Below are 15,627 nucleotides of genomic sequence, written 5' to 3' on the forward strand. Positions count from 1 at the left end.
ATGTACCCGACATTTGTCATCAATCACCATGTCGCTGACGACGGTATCCGGTTGATGGCCACCCGGCTGGCTCAGCACGCCGTGGCTGCCGGAATCCGCCCAGGAGAGTCAGCGGGTCCGCAGGACCGCCAGCGATCGCAGCGCGTCGTACGCGCGCTGGATGAACGTGCTGTTCATGGCAGGAGCGGTATTGGTCAGAGCGACGAGCGCCACGCCCGCCTGGGGGCTGAAGCCGGCGAAGGACAGGAAACCGCGGGTGCCGCCGGAGTGGTGGTACAGATCGTGGCCGGGGCGTGGCTGGATGTTCCAGATCAGCCCGAGCCGCCGGGTGTCGCGCGGCACGGCGAGCCGGGGGCGGAGCACGTCGACGAGGCCGGCGCGCAGTGCCGGATCGGGCGCCGTGCCGGGGTCGATCAGGGCGTCCAGCAGCCGGAGGAGGTCCCGCCCGCTGGAGCGCGCCGCCCCCGCCGCCGGCAACCCCGGGATCCGCCAAGCGGGACGGGCGCGGCCGTGCCAGTAGCCGGTGGCCTGCGGGAGGTCGGCGGCGCAGTCCGTCCGGCGCATGCCGAGGGGCCGCAACACCCGTGCGGTGAGCAGGTGTTCGTAACCGCGGTGGCTCTCGCGGGGTCCGGGCGTGACGTCGTCGGCGTCGGCGCCCTCGGCGGCGCGTGCCAGCAGATGCCCGAGCAGGCCGACGCCGAAGTTGGAGTAGCGCCACCCGGAGCCGGGCTCGAAGCGCGGCCGGGTGCGCCGCACGGCGCGCAGCAGATCGTCGTGCGTGAACGCGGCGTAGGGATTGGTCAGCCAGTGCGCGCGGCCCGAGGCCACCAGGCCGGGCGGCAGCCGGGGCAGCCCCGAGGTGTGGGTGGCCAGGTGCAGCAGCGTCATGGGCGCGCCGCGGGCGCGCGGGCCGGCACCGGGCGGCAGGAACCGGGAGACGGGGTCGTCGTGGGCGAGCTCGCCGTGCGCCGCCTGTTGCGCGAACAGAAGAGCCGTCAGAACCTTGGTGAGCGAACCGATTTCGAACCGGGTGTCGGCGTCGACCGGGTCACCGCCGAGGTGCGCGGTGCGTCCCCCGGTGAGGAACGCCCGCTCGTCGCCGAGCCGCAGGGCGACGACGGTGCCACTGGCCCCGGCCCGGTCGGCGAGCAGCGGAGCGGCCGCCTCCGCCGCCCACCCCGTCACGGTCGGGCCGCGGTGCCGTCGAGAGTGCGGGAGACCGTCAGGGTTCCGGCGATCGCGGCGACGACCGCCGTGTGCTGCTGGTCCGCGAACCGGTCGTCGGGGTCGTCGGAGACGGCGGACGCGTCGCGTGGCACCAGGCCGTCCTCGTGCTGGATGCCGGCCAGCAGCTCCCACGCCCCCGGATCGAGGTACGGCTCCTTCAGGCAGCCGCCGACGATCATCAGTTCGCCCATCAGGTCCCACTCGCCGACCTCGGCCCAGATGTCGATCCAGGCCGGGAGCCACGCGGCGAGATAGTCGCCGATGTCGTCGGGGAGGTCCTCCGGTCTGCGGCCCCAGTCGGTCACATGGAAGACCGTGTGGGTCATGCTGTAGCCGGTCATCCAGTCGATGAGCCAGGGTTCCGGAGTGTTCCCGAGCCAGCTCGCGCGGATCAGCTCCTCCCAGTCGGCCGCCCGGCCGCTGCCTTCGAGACCGGCGACGCGCACCGCGTTGGCGACGGCGAGGGCGCGGTTCGGAAAGTGCTCCACGCTGCGCACCGACCGCAATCCGGTGACGTGCCGGAGCAGTTGCTGCATGGGCTCATGGCGGTAGCCGCCGCGCGCGAGGTGCGCGTACGTCTCCAGCGAGTCCGTCATGAGCGGGTACCGCAGCAAGCGCGCGTAGAGCAGGTCGCCCTCGCCGAACTGCCCCCACGCGTGGTCCATCATGTCGCGGGCCTGCCGCAGCCCGGCCGCGCCGGACACGGACTCGCGCACCACCAGGGAAGCGGCGAGCGCCATTTCGCCGATCGCCTTGTAGACACCGGGCGGGTCGGAGACATCGGTGCCGGTGCCTTCCGGCAGTGCGCCGCGCCGGTGGTGTTCGTGCAGCCAGCCCAGTGCCTTCACGCTCACCTGGTGGGCGGTCGCTGTCACCGACGCCGTCATGCGGGCTCCAGTCCGAGTAGTTTGCCGGCGATCGCGGTGTCGAGGGCGAGCCGGGGTCCGTTGCCGAGCACCCGCAGATGCGTGACCAGCGGGACGGGGTCGAGCGGCAGCGCCACGCCCTCGTGCTGGAGCAGCGCCAGCCACCGGGCGATCCGCGCCGCCGTGGGGTAGTCCCGGCGCAGCAGCGACCGCGTCGCACCCCGCGCCAGCGCCAACGGCGCCCGGCGGGCGGCCGCGTGCACCGGTCCGTCCAGCCCGGGAAGGGCGAGCGAGGACAACTGCCCCATGCGCACCGACCATTCGGCCCACCCGAGATCACGTGCGGGACCGTCGGACGGCGCCTCGGCCGGGCGGAGCCCCACGCGCCGCGCGAGCAGCGGCGCTTCGGCCGGCTGCGTCGCGTACAGCGCCACCACTTCGGCCGCCGCACCGTCCGCGGCGAAGCGCGCCAGCATCGATCCGGTGGCCCAGTCCCGCCACGCCATCACCCACGGCTCGGCGGGCCCGGCGGGCGGTGACTGCGGAACGCCCTGCGGGGGCGGGAAAACGGTGAAGGACCGTGCCACGGCTGCCGCGTCCAGTGGGTGCAGGGCGGCGCCGGTGAGCAGGTGGGGGGCGAAGGTGTCCGCACCGACGACCCGGACGGCGGCGAGCGCCGCCGCGCCGTCATCGGCTCCTTCGACGTGCGCGGCGACCATGGCCGTGCCCCCGGCGCCGTGGAGGGCGTCGAGGGCACTGCGAGCCAGGTCGGCCGCCGAGTCGGCGTACGCCGTCCGCGACCGATCCGAGCTCACTTGTCCTTCGGCTCCTTCGGCTGCGACGGCGAAAGCAGCAGCCCGAGAAGGAGGAAGCCGCCGCCGATGGCCTGCGGCGAGTAGACCGGGGCATCGCTCACGGCTGTTTCGGGCTCCACCATCGCGGAGCCGAGGGCCGTCGGGTCCGGCGCGATAACGGGTGAGTGCAAGGTCTGAGCAAGCATGGTTGCCTCCTCAAATAGACGTCACCACTGTTCCCAGTGATGCTCAACCCCCTTACCGTACGCAGAGAATGAGCAGTTGGCACCATTTGCATCTTGTGAGCCATTTGGGGCAATTGCGGGATGCGGGATGCACGTCAGAGGTGTATCGGGATGCGTCGGCGTCAGAAGGTTTTGCGCGCTTGGATGAGGAAACGAGTGGTATGAGCGACAAATGAACCGTCCGCCCGGATCTGCTCGTCCAGGGCTTTCAGCTCGGCCCGGTACTGCCCGACGGTGAAGCCCGGGACCATCCAGATGACCTTCCGGAGGAAATAGATCACCGCGCCGATGTCGTGGAACTCGGTGCGCAGCGTCTCCATCCGCAGATCGAGGATCTCCAGCCCGGCGGCCTCGGCCGCCGTCCGGGCGTCGTCCGGATGACGCCCGCGCCGCACCTCGGCCGGCAACGGGCCCAGGAAGTACTCGACGAGTTCGAAGACGCTCGCGGGGCCGACCTGCTGCGAGAAGTACGTCCCGCCGGGCCGCAGCACCCGCGCGATCTCGTTCCACCAGGTGGTCACCGGGTGGCGGCTCACCACCAGGTCGAACGCGGCGTCGCCGAACGGCAGCGGCGGCTCGTCCTCGTCGGCGACGACGACCGCCCCGAGCGGATGGAGCAGCGCGGTGGCCTTGGCGACGTTCGGCGGCCAGGACTCCGTGGCGACCGCCAGCGCCGGAAGCCGCGGCACCCCGGCGAGCACCTCCCCGCCCCCGGTCTGGATGTCCAGCGCCGCGGAGGCCCGCGCCATCCGCTCACCCACGACCCGCGCGTATTTCCAGGAGGGCCGTTCCTCACTGGCCCGCCCATCGAGCCAGGAGAAGTCCCACCCGTCCACGGACACGGCGTCCGCCTCACCCACCAGTTCCTCAAAGCTCCGCATCCCCCAACCCTGACACCGCCTCCCCACCCCGGGCCAGCGCATTTCCGGGAGCGGGGGGCGGGTTACGCCGGGGCTGCGGAGTCGGCGGTCACGGCTGTCGCGGCGGTGCGGGTGGCGGTGCGGGTGCGGTGGGCGGTGTGGAGGGCGTCCCAGGTGAGGAGGGCGAGGGCGGCCCACACGAGGCCGAAGCCGATCCAGCGCTCGGGCGGCATCGCCTCGTGGAAGTAGACCAGCCCGAGGAGGAACTGGAAGACCGGGGCGAGGTACTGCAGGAGGCCGATGGTGCTCAGCGGGAGGCGGATGGCGGCGGCGCCGAAGGCGATGAGGGGGCCGGCGGTGACGAGGCCGCACGACATGAGGAGGGCCGCGTGGCCGGGCCCCTCGCCGGTGAAGGTGGCGTTGCCCTGGGCGCCGAGGAAGAGCAGGTAGCCGAGTGCGGGCAGGAACTGCACGGACGTCTCGGCGGCCAGTGACTCCAGGCCGCCCATGCCGACCTTCTTCTTGATGTAGCCGTACGTGGCGAACGAGAAGGCGAGCGTGAGGGCGATCCACGGAGGCCGCCCGTAGCCGATGGCCAGGACGAGTACGGCCGTGACGCCGATGCCGACCGCGGTCCACTGCAGCGGCCGCAGGCGCTCGCGCAGGACCAGGACGCCGATGGCGATGGTGACCAGCGGGTTGATGAAGTAGCCGAGGGAGGTCTCGACGACGTGGCCGGAGTTGACGCCCCAGATGTACAGACCCCAGTTGACGGAGACGACGGTGGCGGCGACCGCCAGCAGACCGAGCCGCTTCGGCTGCCGCAGCAGCTCGGGTATCCAGGCCCAGCGGCGCATGACCAGCAGGATCACCGCGACGACGGCGAGCGACCAGACCATCCGGTGGGCGAGGATCTCCAGCGCTCCGGCGGGTTCCAGCAGCGGCCAGAAGAGCGGGAAGGTGCCCCAGAGCCCATAGGCGCCGAATCCGTAGACGAGGCCCGCGCGGTGTTCGTTCACTGGTGGCGACAACGGATGCTCCTCCGGCAGATGCGCATGCGTCGAAGGTAGCGCCGTTAAGCCCCGGATGTCATGGCCGTATCACTTAACGGTCATGACATCCGGGGCTTAACAGAGAGTGGGCCTCTGGTCAGACTTTCAGGGCCTCGGCGACCGTCACCGTGAACGGTGTGGTCGGGCGGCCGATCAGCCGGGCCAGGTCGCCGGTGGTGACGGCGAGCCGGCCGCGTGAGATCGCGTCGTCCACGTCGGCGAAGATCTCGGCGAACTCCGCGGGCATTCCCGAGCCGGTCAGCACCGCGCGGAAGTCCTCGGCGGGCAGATCGGTGTAGACGACCTCCCGGCCGGTCTGCCGCGCGACCTCGGCGGCGTACTCGGCCAGGGACCAGGCGGTGTCGCCGCTCAGCTCGTAGGCGGTGTTCTCGTGGCCGTCCCCGGCCAGGACGGCCGCGGCCGCGGCCGCGTAGTCCTGACGGGCGGCGGAGGCGATCCGGCCGTCGCGGGCGCTGCCGACGACGGCGCCGTGCTCCAGCACCGTGGCGAGCTGTCCCGTGTAGTTCTCGGTGTACCAGCCGTTGCGCAGGAAGGTGTACGGCACTCCGGAGGCGAGGATCAGCTCCTCCGTCTCGCGGTGGGCGGAGGCGAGCAGGAAGTCCGCCTCGGGGCCGCCGAGCACACCGGTGTAGGCGAGCCGCGCCACCCCGGCCTCCTTCGCGGCGTCGATCACCGCGGTGTGCTGCGCCACCCGGCCGTGCAGATCGTTGCTGGAGATCAGCAGCACGGTGTCGCCGGGGTGGAAGGCGGCCTTGAGCGTCTGCGGGCTGCTGTAGTCGGCTATGCGCAGCTCGACGCCGCGGTCGGCGAGGTCGGCGGCCTTGTCCGCGTCGCGGACCACGGCGGCGACGCGGTCGGCGGGCACGCGCCCCTGCAGCTCGTCGATGACGAGGCGGCCGAGCTGGCCGGTGGCTCCGGTGACAACGATGCTCATGATGGGTGCTCCTGTTGGTGACTGCTTGGCGACTTGGCGACTTGGCGGGTGACGGTGCCGCGATGACTTCTGCACTCACCATAAGAGCTGCACTAACCATTCGTAAGTACCCACTTTGAGGTAAGGTACTGGCATGAGCGTAAGTGTCGAGCCCCGCGCGTTGGAGCAGTTGATCGCGACCGCGCAGAAGCAGCAGCCGATCCCCGATGTCTTCTCGGCGGAGTGCCCCTCGCGCCTGGTCCTGGAGCACGTCACCAGCCGCTGGGGCGTCCTCGTCCTGGCCGCGCTGATCGACGGGACGCACCGGTTCAGCGAGCTGCGCCGGCAGGTCGGCGGGGTGAGCGAGAAGATGCTCGCCCAGACGCTCCAGGCACTGGAGCGTGACGGCTTCGTGCACCGCCAGGCGTACCCCGTGATCCCGCCGCGAGTGGAGTACTCCCTCACCCCGCTCGGCGAGGGCGCGGCGCGGCGCGTCTGGGAGCTGGCCCGCTGGATCGGCGGCTCACTGCCGGACGTGTTCGAGGCGCGCGAGACGTACGACGCCGCTCACTGAGCGCACCCGCCCGCCGAACGCACCCGCTCACCGAACGCACCCGCCCGCCCGACGAACGACGATGCCCGCCCCAGGAGTGGTGAACTCCCCGGGCGGGCATCCGTGCGGACCCGTCAGGGCGTCAGCCGACGACCGTCCAGGTGTCCTGGCCGGCGAGCAGCGCGGCGAGGTCGCCCTTGCCCTTCTCCTCGACGGCCCGTTCCAGCTGGTCGGACATGTCGGCGTCGTAGACCGGACGTTCGACGCTGCGCAGCACCCCGATGGGGGTGTGGTGCAGGGTGTCCGTGTCGGCGAGGCGGGACAGGGCGAATGCGGTGGTGGGCGACGCGGCGTGGGAGTCGTGGACGAGCACCCCTGCCGTCCCTTCCACGGTCACGTCGATCACCTTGAGTTCACCGGTGGCCGCATCCCTGATGACACCCTTGGAGCCCAGACCGTCCTCGGCCGGAGCCCCGAACCGGATGGCCTGCCCGTGCTCCAGCCGGATCAGGGCGTCCTGTGCCGTCTGCTGGTCCTTGAGCGCGTCGAAGGCGCCGTCGTTGAAGATGTTGCAGTTCTGGTAGATCTCCACCAGGGCGGTGCCCGGGTGGGCGGCGGCCTCGCGCAGCACCGACTGCAGGTGCTTGCGGTCGGAGTCGATGGTGCGCGCCACGAAGCTCGCCTCGGCGCCGATGGCGAGCGAGACCGGGTTGAACGGCGCGTCCAGCGAGCCCATCGGGGTCGACTTGGTGATCTTGCCGACCTCGGAGGTGGGCGAGTACTGGCCCTTCGTCAGCCCGTAGATCCGGTTGTTGAACAGCAGGATCTTGAGGTTGACGTTGCGGCGCAGCGCGTGGATGAGGTGGTTGCCCCCGATGGAGAGCGCGTCCCCGTCGCCGGTGACCACCCAGACGCTCAAGTCCCTCCGGGAGGAGGCGAGTCCGGTGGCGATGGCCGGGGCGCGGCCGTGGATGGAGTGCATCCCGTAGGTGTTCATGTAGTACGGGAAGCGCGACGAGCAGCCGATGCCCGACACGAACACCACGTTCTCGCGGGCGAGTCCCAGCTCGGGCATGAAGGACTGGACGGCGGCCAGAACCGCGTAGTCACCGCATCCCGGGCACCAGCGCACCTCCTGGTCCGTCTTGAAGTCCTTCATCGACTGCTTGGTCTCGGACTTGGGGACCAAAGACAGCGCCGGAAGCCCCGGCGTGGGGTGGTCGGCGATGGTTGCCTCAGACATCTGCGCCCTCCTCCATGATGGCGTGAGCGAGTTGTTCGGCCTTGAACGGCAGACCGGTGACCTGGTTGTACGAGCGGGCGTCCACCAGGTACTTCGCCCGCAGCAGGTGGGCGAGCTGTCCGAGGTTCATCTCGGGGACCACCACCTTGTCGTAACGCCGCAGAACCTCTCCGAGATTCCTCGGGAACGGGTTGAGGTGGCGCAGATGGGCCTGCGCGACCTGGCCGCCGCCGGCCCGGATCCGGCGTACCGCGGCGGCGATCGGGCCGTACGTGGAGCCCCAGCCGATCACGAGGGTGCGGGCGTGCGGCTCTCCGTCGACGACGCTCGGGTCGTCGACCTCCAGGTCCGGTACCTCGATGCCGTCGATCTTCGCCTGGCGGGTGCGGACCATGAAGTCGTGGTTGGCTGGGTCGTAGGAGATGTTGCCCGTGCCGTCCTGCTTCTCGATGCCGCCGATCCGGTGTTCGAGGCCGGGTGTGCCGGGCACCGCCCAGGGGCGGGCCAGCGTCTGCGGGTCGCGCTTGTAGGGCCAGAACGCCTCGTCGCCGTTGTCCAGCGTGTGGTTCGGGCCGGTGGCGAACTGCACCCGCAGGTCCGGCAGTTCGTCGACCTCGGGGATCCGCCACGGCTCGCTGCCGTTGGCCAGGTAGCCGTCGGACAGCAGGAACACCGGGGTGCGGTAGGCGAGCGCGATCCGGGCCGCCTCGATGGCGGCGTCGAAGCAGTCGGCCGCGGTGGCCGGGGCCACGATCGGCACCGGCGCCTCGCCGTTGCGCCCGTACATCGCCTGCAGCAGGTCGGCCTGCTCGGTCTTGGTCGGCAGGCCGGTCGACGGGCCGCCGCGCTGGATCGCCACCACCAGCAGCGGCAGTTCCAGCGACACCGCCAGTCCGATGGTCTCCGACTTCAGCGCCACGCCGGGCCCCGAGGTGGTGGTGACGGCCAGCGCCCCGCCGAACGCCGCGCCGAGCGCCGCTCCGATGGCCGCGATCTCGTCCTCGGCCTGGAACGTCCGCACACCGAAGTTCTTGTGCTTGCTCAGCTCGTGCAGGATGTCGGAGGCCGGGGTGATCGGGTACGAGCCCAGGTACAGCGGCAGGTCGGCCTGCTTGCTCGCGGCGACCAGGCCGTACGACAGCGCCAGGTTCCCCGAGATGTTGCGGTACGTGCCGGGGCGGAAGGCAGCCGAGGCCGGGGCGATCTCGTAGGAGACCGCGAAGTCCTCGGTCGTCTCCCCGAAGTTCCACCCCGCCCGGAACGCCGTGACATTCGCCTCGGCGATGTCGGGCTTCTTCGCGAACTTCTTCCGCAGGAACTTCTCGGTGCCCTCGGTCGGCCGGTGGTACATCCACGACAGCAGGCCCAGCGCGAACATGTTCTTCGCGCGCTCCGCGTCCTTGCGCGCCAGCCCCGAGTCCTTCAGGGCCTCCACGGTCAGGCTCGTCAGCGGAACGGGGTGGATGGCGTACGCCTCCAGCGAGCCGTCCTCCAGCGGGCTGGCCGCGTAACCGACCTTCGCCATCGCCCGCTTGGTGAACTCGTCCGTGTTGACGATGATCTCCGCGCCGCGCGGCAGATCGGCGATGTTCGCCTTCAGCGCGGCCGGGTTCATCGCGACGAGCACGTTGGGCGCGTCGCCGGGCGTGAGGATGTCGTGGTCGGCGAAGTGGAGCTGGAAACTGGACACCCCCGGAAGGGTTCCCGCGGGCGCCCGGATCTCGGCGGGGAAGTTCGGCAGGGTGGAGAGGTCGTTGCCGAACGACGCGGTTTCCGAGGTGAACCGGTCGCCCGTGAGCTGCATACCGTCTCCGGAGTCCCCGGCGAACCGGATGATCACCCGGTCCAGCCGCTGGACTTCCTTAGCCGGTCTGCGCTGTTCACCGAGCAGCGGTTGTCCTAGGGCTGGGCTGCTGACCTGGCTGGTCACTGAACTGGACCTCCTTCGAGGCGGCGGCTCACGGACACGGTCATGACCGTTGATCCCACGTACATCGTACGGGGGTAAGGGTCACCTTCCTGGGGTTTGCCCGCATCCTGAACGTCGCGCTGAGCTTCCTGTTTGCCGTGTTTCATCACGGTTCAATCGCCCCCCGAAGCCCTCACTCGTATGACGCTGTCGCGTGGTACCTCAGTTCTACGACTGCGCGCATGAGTGGGACTCAATGCCAGTGCGTGCTGCTCGGTATCGGTGTGTGGTGCGTCCTGCCGGTGCGTGGTGCGCCATGTCGCGTAGGTGGTGCGTCCTGCGTGCAGCGTGGTGCTGTCACTCGGTCGCCTGTCACTCCATTACCTGACACTCTGTCAGATGATCATGAGTTGAGATAGGTGAGCACGGCCAGCACCCGACGGTGGTCCCCACCGCTCGGCGCCAGCCCCAGCTTCAGGAAGATGTTGCTCACGTGCTTCTCCACCGCGCCGTCGCTCACCACGAGCTGAGCCGCCACCGCGGAGTTCGTCCGGCCCTCGGCCATCAGGCCCAGCACCTCGCGCTCGCGCGGAGTGAGCCCCGCCAGAACGTCCTGCTTCCGGCTCCTGCCCAGCAACTGCGCCACGACCTCGGGGTCCAGGGCGGTACCGCCCTGGGCCACCCGGACCACGGCGTCCACGAACTCGCGGACCTCCGCCACCCGGTCCTTGAGCAGATAGCCGACCCCCCGGCTGCTGCCCGCCAGCAGCTCCGTCGCGTACTGCTCCTCGACGTACTGCGACAGCACCAGCACGCCCACCCCGGGATGCTCCCGGCGCAGCTGAACGGCGGCCCGGACGCCTTCGTCCGTATGGATGGGCGGCATCCTGACGTCCGCCACCACCACATCGGGGAGGTTGCCCTCGTCCGCCATCTCCTTGATGACCTTGATCAGCGCCACCGCGTCGCCCACTCCCGCGACGACGTCGTGGCCCCGGTCGGTCAGCAACCGGGTCAGGCCCTCCCGAAGCAGTACCGAATCCTCGGCGATGACGACCCGCACCCTGTCTCCCACGTTTTCCAGCCCCCCACGTTCGATGTGACCACCCCAGCATTCCAGCATCCGGACCCGGGGTGGGGGGCCTGCCGCCCCTAATCGCCGGACGGACCCATTTTTCGGGCCGGTCCGGCGACTAGGGGCGTGGGGTGGGGGAGCGGACGATGGGCGGAGGCGACACGGTTTGCGGGGGAACCGGGGGTGGCGGCCGGGGACCCGGGGGTGGTGGCCCGTCAGCTGTCAGGGCCGGTGCCGGGGTGTCAGACCCGCCAGGGCAGTTCCGCGGTGATGCGGGTCGGGCCGCCGGCGGGCGAGTCGACGGCCAGCACACCGTCGACGGCGTCGAGCCGCTCCATCAGCCCCGCCAGCCCGGAACCCGCGGCGGTGTCGACACCGCCGACGCCGTTGTCGGAGACGTACAGCATCATCCGGTCCGCGGAGCGCCAGATGTCGACCTGGGCCTTCGAGGCCCCGCTGTGCTTGCTGATGTTCTGCAGCAGCTCGGAGACGGTGAAGTACGCGATGCCCTCGATCGCGGGCACCGGGCGGGCCGGCAGGTCCACCGTGACGCTCACCGGCACCGTGCAGCGCGCGGCGACCGCCGACAGGGCCGGGCCGAGACCGCGGTCCGTGAGGATCGCGGGGTGGATGCCGCGGGCGAGGTCGCGCAGTTCCTGCAGGGCGATCTTCACCTCGCCGTGCGCCTCGCCGACCATGACGGCCGCGGCCTGCGGGTCCTCCAGCAGCTTCTCCTTGGCCAGGCCGAGGTCCATCGCCAGGGCGACGAGCCGGGCCTGCGCCCCGTCGTGCAGGTCGCGTTCGATGCGCCGCAGGTCGGCCGCCGCGTGGTCCACGACCACCCCGCGGTCGGACTCCAGCTCGGTGACCCGGGTGGCCAGCTTCGACGGGCCGAGCAGCCCCGACACCAGCACCCGGTCGACGTGCGCCATGCCGCGGATCGCCCACGGGGTGACGAGGACGAAGACCAGGCCGACGGAGGAGGCGAGCACCATGTCGCCGGCGGTGTGCAGGTACCAGCCGCCGCCGTGCTCGTCGCCGTACAGCTGCAGTCCCGACTGGCCGATGTACGCGGGGAAGATCCAGCGCCACAGCGGGTAGGTCAGGAAGCCCCAGCCGTAGAAGAAGAACGTCAGCGAGACGCAGAAGCTGAAGACCGCCCACGGGAAGTGCAGGAAGCAGTAGAGGGCGTGCCGCCAGGCGACGCCGCTCTTGAGCTGCGCGCCCAGCCACGGCATGAAGCCCCGCTTGGCGGCCCGGACCGGGCCCGGCTCCGGCACGTCGTGGTGCAGCAGCCCGCGCGCCCGGGCCCGCTCGATCACGCCGATGCCCCGGCAGCCCGCCAGGCCCGCCGCGAGTACCGGCAGGCCGAGGAAGGTGATGAGGAGGCCGGCGCCCAGGGACAGCATGGTCACGACGTAGGTGAAGGCGAGGATGCCCATGGGCAGGTTCAGCAACAGGTAGCCGAACTCACGCCAGGTCCTCGCCTCGAACGGCGCACGCAGCACCGCTGGGAAACGGTGTTCGCGCGTTGCCGGCGAAAAATCGTAGGCCATGATTCCGTCCGTCCTCTGGTTTCCGCTCCCTTATGACATACAGCCTGGTCGAACAGCGCTTTCCCGCCCATGGTGCGGATCGGCGTGTTCGGGAGGGGGATATCCCCACCCCGCGAGGTGGTCCTACCGCGAGAGGTTGCCCTGCCGCGACTGCCCGGGGCGGGACGGCCCGGCCCCCGGCGGTGCCTGCTCACGGTCGCGCCACGGGAGTTCGGCGGTGATGGTCGTCGGGCCGCCCACGGGGGAGTCCACGACGAGCAGGCCGTCCACGGAACCGAGCCGCTCGGTCAGCCCCGCAAGACCCGTACCGCCCGAGGTTCCGGCGCCGCCGTTGCCGTCGTCCCTGACCTGGATCATCAGCCGGTCCTCCGAACGCCACAGGTCGACACCGGCGGTGCGCGCCCCGCTGTGCTTGCTGATGTTCTGCAGCAGCTCGGAGACGGTGAAGTACGCGATGCCCTCGATCGCCGCCGCCGGCCTGGCCGTCAGGTCGACACCGACCTGGACCGGTACCGTGCAGCGCGCGGCGACCGACGACAGCGCGGCGTTCAGACCGCGGTCGGTGAGGATCGCGGGGTGGATGCCGCGGGCGAGGTCGCGCAGCTCCTGCAAGGCGATCTTCACCTCGCCGTGCGCCTCGCCGACCATCCTGGCCGCCGCCTCCGGGTCCTCCAGCAGCTTCTCCTTGGCCAGGCCGAGGTCCATCGCCAGCGCGACGAGCCGGGCCTGCGCCCCGTCGTGCAGATCCCGTTCGATGCGCCGCAGGTCGGCCGCCGCGTGGTCCACGACCACCCCCCGGTCGGACTCCAGCTCGGCGATCCGCCGCTCCAGTTCGTCCGACGGCTGCAGCAGCCCGCGCACCATCAGCCGGTCCACGGTGCTGAGCCCGCGCGCGATGTAGCCGAGCGCGGGCCAGGCGACGAAGAGTGAGACGAGGACGAGGGTGAAGGTGAGGATGCCCCAGGGCAGCCGGATGGCGAAGTACAGCGCGTGCCGCCAGGCGACCGGGTCCTTCAGCGTCGCCCACAGCCACGGCAGGAAGCCGAAGGTGCTCGGCCGCATCGCCCGGGGATCGTCGATCACCACCCCCAGCAGCTCACGGGCGCGCGCCCGCTCGAGTTTGCCGAGCAGCCGGCAGCCGATGAGGCCGCCCGCGAGCAGCGGCAGCCCCACCACCGTGACCGACAGCCCGAGGCCGATCGCCAGCATCGTGACGACGAAGACGAAGCCGATGATCACGATCGGCAGGTTCAGCAGCAGGTACCCGACTTCCTTCCACGTCACAGCGCTGAACGCGAGCCGCGGTGGCGGCAGCGGGGCGGGTTCGTCGGAGGTCGGGAGGGCAGGGCTCGGGCTCATGGTCCCAGCCTGCCGGTAGGGGCGGCCGGAGCGCCATGGGGTTCGTCGGGCGGGACAAGGTGGGGTTAACCCCCCTGACGAGCGCACGCCCGCTTCCCACGCTCAAGCCAGGGCCTAGACTCCCTCCGTACAGATCAGCTAAAGATCCACTGGGATAGCTGGACAACGAGGGAACGAGGGGCGGACGGACGTGGACTACTTCCACGGCTACTCGGTCGTCGGCCTGGTCGCGGTGGTCGGGGTGCTCTTCGTGGCCGTGGCCTTCGGTGCCGGGCGGCTATTGCGGCCGGTCGTGCCGACGCAGGAAAAAATGCTCACGTACGAATGCGGGGTCGACCCCGTCGGCGAGGGCTGGGCGCACACCCAGATCCGTTACTACGTGTACTCGTTCCTCTATGTGATCTTCGCAGTGGACGCGATCTTCCTGTTCCCGTGGGCGACCGTTTTCGCCGCGCCCGGGTTCGGCGCCGCAACGCTGGTGGAGATGTTCGTCTTCATCGGCTTCCTGGCCGTCGGACTGCTCTACGCCTGGAAGAAGGGCGTCCTCGAATGGACGTGACCCCTGTGCACGGTACGACTGCTTCCGGGCCGGATGGGAGCGAGGTCCAGTACCTGCCGGAACCGCGCCGGCTGGGCACCCTCGCCAGGCTCGCGCCGGAACCGATGAAGGTGATCCTGAACTGGGGCCGCCGCTACAGCCTGTGGGTCTTCAACTTCGGGCTCGCCTGCTGCGCGATCGAGTTCATCGCCGCGTCGATGGCCCGGCACGACTTCATCCGGCTCGGCGTCATCCCGTTCGCCCCCGGCCCCCGGCAGGCGGACCTGATGATCGTCTCCGGCACCGTCACGGACAAGATGGCCCCGGCCGTCCGGCGGCTCTACGAGCAGATGCCCGAGCCGAAGTACGTCATCTCCTTCGGCGCCTGCTCCAACTGCGGCGGCCCGTACTGGGACTCGTACTCCGTCACCAAGGGCGTCGACCAGATCATCCCCGTCGACGTCTACGTCCCCGGCTGCCCGCCGCGGCCCGAGGCGCTGCTCCAGGGGATCCTCAAGCTCCAGGAGAAGATCGCCCGCGAGTCGCTCGCCGACCGGTACGCCGCGGGCCCGGCGGCCCGCCCGTCCACGGCGGCCCTGAGCAGCAAGCTGATCGCGGCGCCGCCGACGCCGGGGGAGGACCCGCGATGACGACTCCGGAACCGGATGGGGAGCCGGGCGCGGGCACGGAGCCGGACGCCGGCGCCGAGCCGGGGGCGGGTGCTGAGCCGGGGGCTGTCGAGCCGTCCGCGGTCGCGCCGGCTCCTGCGGCCGCCGAGCCGGCCGTCGGGTGGCTGCCGGGCGCCGCGTCGGAGATCTTCGGGGCCGAGGCCACGGCGGCGGAGGCGTTCGGTCTGCTGACCGTGGACGTCCCGGCCGGCTCGTGGATCGCCGCGCTGGAGATCGCCAGGGACAAGCTCGGCTGCACCTACTTCGACTGGCTGAGCGCCGTCGACGAGGCCGCCGCGGGCTTCCGGGTGTGCGCGCACCTGGTGTCGCTGCCCGGCCCCGCGGCCGACGGCCGCATGGTGCGGCGGCTGCTCGTGCGCACCACCGTCCCGCACGCGGCCGCCGCGCTGCCCACCGCCATCGACGTCTTCGCGGGCGCGGGCTGGCACGAGCGCGAGACCCACGAGATGTTCGGCATCGACTTCACCGGCCACCCGCACCTGGTGCCGCTGCTGCTCCCCGACGAGTTCGAGGGCCATCCGCTGCGCAAGGACTTCGTCCTGGCCGCCCGCGTCGCCAAGGCGTGGCCCGGCGCCAAGGAGCCGGGCGAGTCGGAGCACGGCGGCCCCAAGCGCCGGACGATGCTCCCGCCGGGCTTCCCCGACCCGAACGAATGGGGCCCCCTCAAGGGCCAGCTCCCCCCGGCCCCGGCCCGCACCCCGCGTGCTGCGGGCGCGGCGCGCGGTCC

The 15,627-nt window shown here is 71.0% G+C and carries 16 protein-coding genes; 4 read left to right on the plus strand and 12 right to left on the minus strand.

Going from position 1 to position 15,627, the window contains the following annotated elements; all coding sequences use genetic code 11:
• Window positions 1-108: 108 nt before the first annotated feature.
• The 7 genes from O3X23_RS23070 to O3X23_RS23100 form a co-directional block, all read right to left on the minus strand.
• Complete coding sequence (locus O3X23_RS23070; protein ID WP_269273385.1) at window positions 109-1,185, minus strand: serine hydrolase domain-containing protein; 1,077 nt, start codon at window positions 1,183-1,185, stop codon at window positions 109-111.
• A complete protein-coding gene (locus O3X23_RS23075) occupies window positions 1,182-2,114 on the minus strand; it encodes a DUF6895 family protein (RefSeq protein WP_269273386.1) in 933 nt (310 codons plus the stop codon). Before O3X23_RS23075 ends, O3X23_RS23070 begins: the two co-directional genes overlap by 4 nt.
• Window positions 2,111-2,908 (minus strand): hypothetical protein, encoded by a 798-nt coding sequence (locus O3X23_RS23080; protein WP_269273387.1) that lies wholly within the window; start codon window positions 2,906-2,908, stop codon window positions 2,111-2,113. Before O3X23_RS23080 ends, O3X23_RS23075 begins: the two co-directional genes overlap by 4 nt.
• A complete protein-coding gene (locus O3X23_RS23085; RefSeq protein ID WP_269273388.1) occupies window positions 2,905-3,093 on the minus strand; it encodes a hypothetical protein in 189 nt (62 codons plus the stop codon). The genes O3X23_RS23080 and O3X23_RS23085 overlap by 4 nt, the downstream gene beginning before the upstream one ends.
• 161 nt (window positions 3,094-3,254) lie before the next feature.
• Window positions 3,255-4,013: a class I SAM-dependent methyltransferase gene (locus O3X23_RS23090; RefSeq protein ID WP_269273389.1), complete on the minus strand. Its 759-nt coding sequence runs from the start codon at window positions 4,011-4,013 to the stop codon at window positions 3,255-3,257.
• A 62-nt stretch (window positions 4,014-4,075) separates the two neighbouring features.
• A complete protein-coding gene (rarD, locus tag O3X23_RS23095; RefSeq protein WP_269273390.1) occupies window positions 4,076-5,023 on the minus strand; it encodes an EamA family transporter RarD in 948 nt (315 codons plus the stop codon).
• A gap of 118 nt (window positions 5,024-5,141) precedes the next feature.
• Window positions 5,142-5,999 (minus strand): SDR family oxidoreductase, encoded by an 858-nt coding sequence (locus O3X23_RS23100; RefSeq protein ID WP_269273391.1) that lies wholly within the window; start codon window positions 5,997-5,999, stop codon window positions 5,142-5,144.
• 133 nt (window positions 6,000-6,132) lie between these two features.
• Here O3X23_RS23100 and O3X23_RS23105 point away from each other — a divergent pair, with 133 nt between their 5' ends.
• Complete coding sequence (locus tag O3X23_RS23105) at window positions 6,133-6,552, plus strand: winged helix-turn-helix transcriptional regulator (protein ID WP_269273392.1); 420 nt, start codon at window positions 6,133-6,135, stop codon at window positions 6,550-6,552.
• Between the two features lie 121 nt (window positions 6,553-6,673).
• Here the strand turns inward: O3X23_RS23105 and O3X23_RS23110 are convergent, their stop codons facing one another.
• From O3X23_RS23110 to O3X23_RS23130, 5 genes are all read right to left on the minus strand, one after another.
• Window positions 6,674-7,774 (minus strand): 2-oxoacid:ferredoxin oxidoreductase subunit beta, encoded by a 1,101-nt coding sequence (locus tag O3X23_RS23110; RefSeq protein ID WP_269273393.1) that lies wholly within the window; start codon window positions 7,772-7,774, stop codon window positions 6,674-6,676.
• Complete coding sequence (locus O3X23_RS23115) at window positions 7,767-9,704, minus strand: 2-oxoacid:acceptor oxidoreductase subunit alpha (protein WP_269273394.1); 1,938 nt, start codon at window positions 9,702-9,704, stop codon at window positions 7,767-7,769. The genes O3X23_RS23110 and O3X23_RS23115 overlap by 8 nt, the downstream gene beginning before the upstream one ends.
• Before the next feature lie 382 nt (window positions 9,705-10,086).
• Window positions 10,087-10,746, minus strand: coding sequence for a response regulator transcription factor (locus tag O3X23_RS23120; protein ID WP_331283934.1), 660 nt, complete (start codon window positions 10,744-10,746; stop codon window positions 10,087-10,089).
• A 254-nt stretch (window positions 10,747-11,000) separates the two neighbouring features.
• Entirely contained in the window at window positions 11,001-12,314 is a 1,314-nt protein-coding gene (locus O3X23_RS23125; RefSeq protein ID WP_269273396.1) for a sensor histidine kinase, read from the minus strand.
• 123 nt (window positions 12,315-12,437) lie between these two features.
• The gene (locus tag O3X23_RS23130) at window positions 12,438-13,673 is read right to left on the minus strand and encodes a sensor histidine kinase (RefSeq protein WP_269273397.1); all 1,236 of its coding nucleotides are present in this window, start codon (window positions 13,671-13,673) and stop codon (window positions 12,438-12,440) included.
• 190 nt (window positions 13,674-13,863) lie between these two features.
• On the opposite strand from O3X23_RS23130, the gene O3X23_RS23135 reads away from it, so the two are divergent.
• The 3 genes from O3X23_RS23135 to O3X23_RS23145 form a co-directional block, all read left to right on the plus strand.
• Complete coding sequence (locus tag O3X23_RS23135) at window positions 13,864-14,232, plus strand: NADH-quinone oxidoreductase subunit A (RefSeq protein WP_269273398.1); 369 nt, start codon at window positions 13,864-13,866, stop codon at window positions 14,230-14,232.
• Window positions 14,223-14,861 carry an NADH-quinone oxidoreductase subunit B gene (locus tag O3X23_RS23140; RefSeq protein WP_269273399.1) on the plus strand — a complete coding sequence of 213 codons (639 nt, stop codon included), beginning with the start codon at window positions 14,223-14,225 and terminating at the stop codon, window positions 14,859-14,861. The genes O3X23_RS23135 and O3X23_RS23140 overlap by 10 nt, the downstream gene beginning before the upstream one ends.
• Window positions 14,858-15,627, plus strand: a 770-nt coding sequence (locus O3X23_RS23145; protein WP_269273400.1) for an NADH-quinone oxidoreductase subunit C, incomplete at its 3' end; no start/stop codon positions are given. The genes O3X23_RS23140 and O3X23_RS23145, both read left to right, overlap by 4 nt.

Source organism: Streptomyces sp. H39-S7, assembly GCF_027158205.1.
Lineage (GTDB): Bacteria > Actinomycetota > Actinomycetes > Streptomycetales > Streptomycetaceae > Actinacidiphila.

Bases quoted from the DNA above. Each gene is read 5' to 3' on its own strand.
- O3X23_RS23090 (WP_269273389.1), bottom strand. From the start codon at position 4,013: ATGCGGAGCTTTGAGGAACTGGTGGGTGAGGCGGACGCCGTGTCCGTG.
- O3X23_RS23125 (WP_269273396.1), bottom strand. From the start codon at position 12,314: ATGGCCTACGATTTTTCGCCGGCAACGCGCGAACACCGTTTCCCAGCG.
- O3X23_RS23140 (WP_269273399.1), top strand. From the start codon at position 14,223: ATGGACGTGACCCCTGTGCACGGTACGACTGCTTCCGGGCCGGATGGG.
- O3X23_RS23110 (WP_269273393.1), bottom strand. From the start codon at position 7,774: ATGTCTGAGGCAACCATCGCCGACCACCCCACGCCGGGGCTTCCGGCG.
- O3X23_RS23085 (WP_269273388.1), bottom strand. From the start codon at position 3,093: ATGCTTGCTCAGACCTTGCACTCACCCGTTATCGCGCCGGACCCGACG.
- O3X23_RS23105 (WP_269273392.1), top strand. From the start codon at position 6,133: ATGAGCGTAAGTGTCGAGCCCCGCGCGTTGGAGCAGTTGATCGCGACC.
- O3X23_RS23075 (WP_269273386.1), bottom strand. From the start codon at position 2,114: ATGACGGCGTCGGTGACAGCGACCGCCCACCAGGTGAGCGTGAAGGCA.
- O3X23_RS23130 (WP_269273397.1), bottom strand. From the start codon at position 13,673: ATGAGCCCGAGCCCTGCCCTCCCGACCTCCGACGAACCCGCCCCGCTG.
- O3X23_RS23100 (WP_269273391.1), bottom strand. From the start codon at position 5,999: ATGAGCATCGTTGTCACCGGAGCCACCGGCCAGCTCGGCCGCCTCGTC.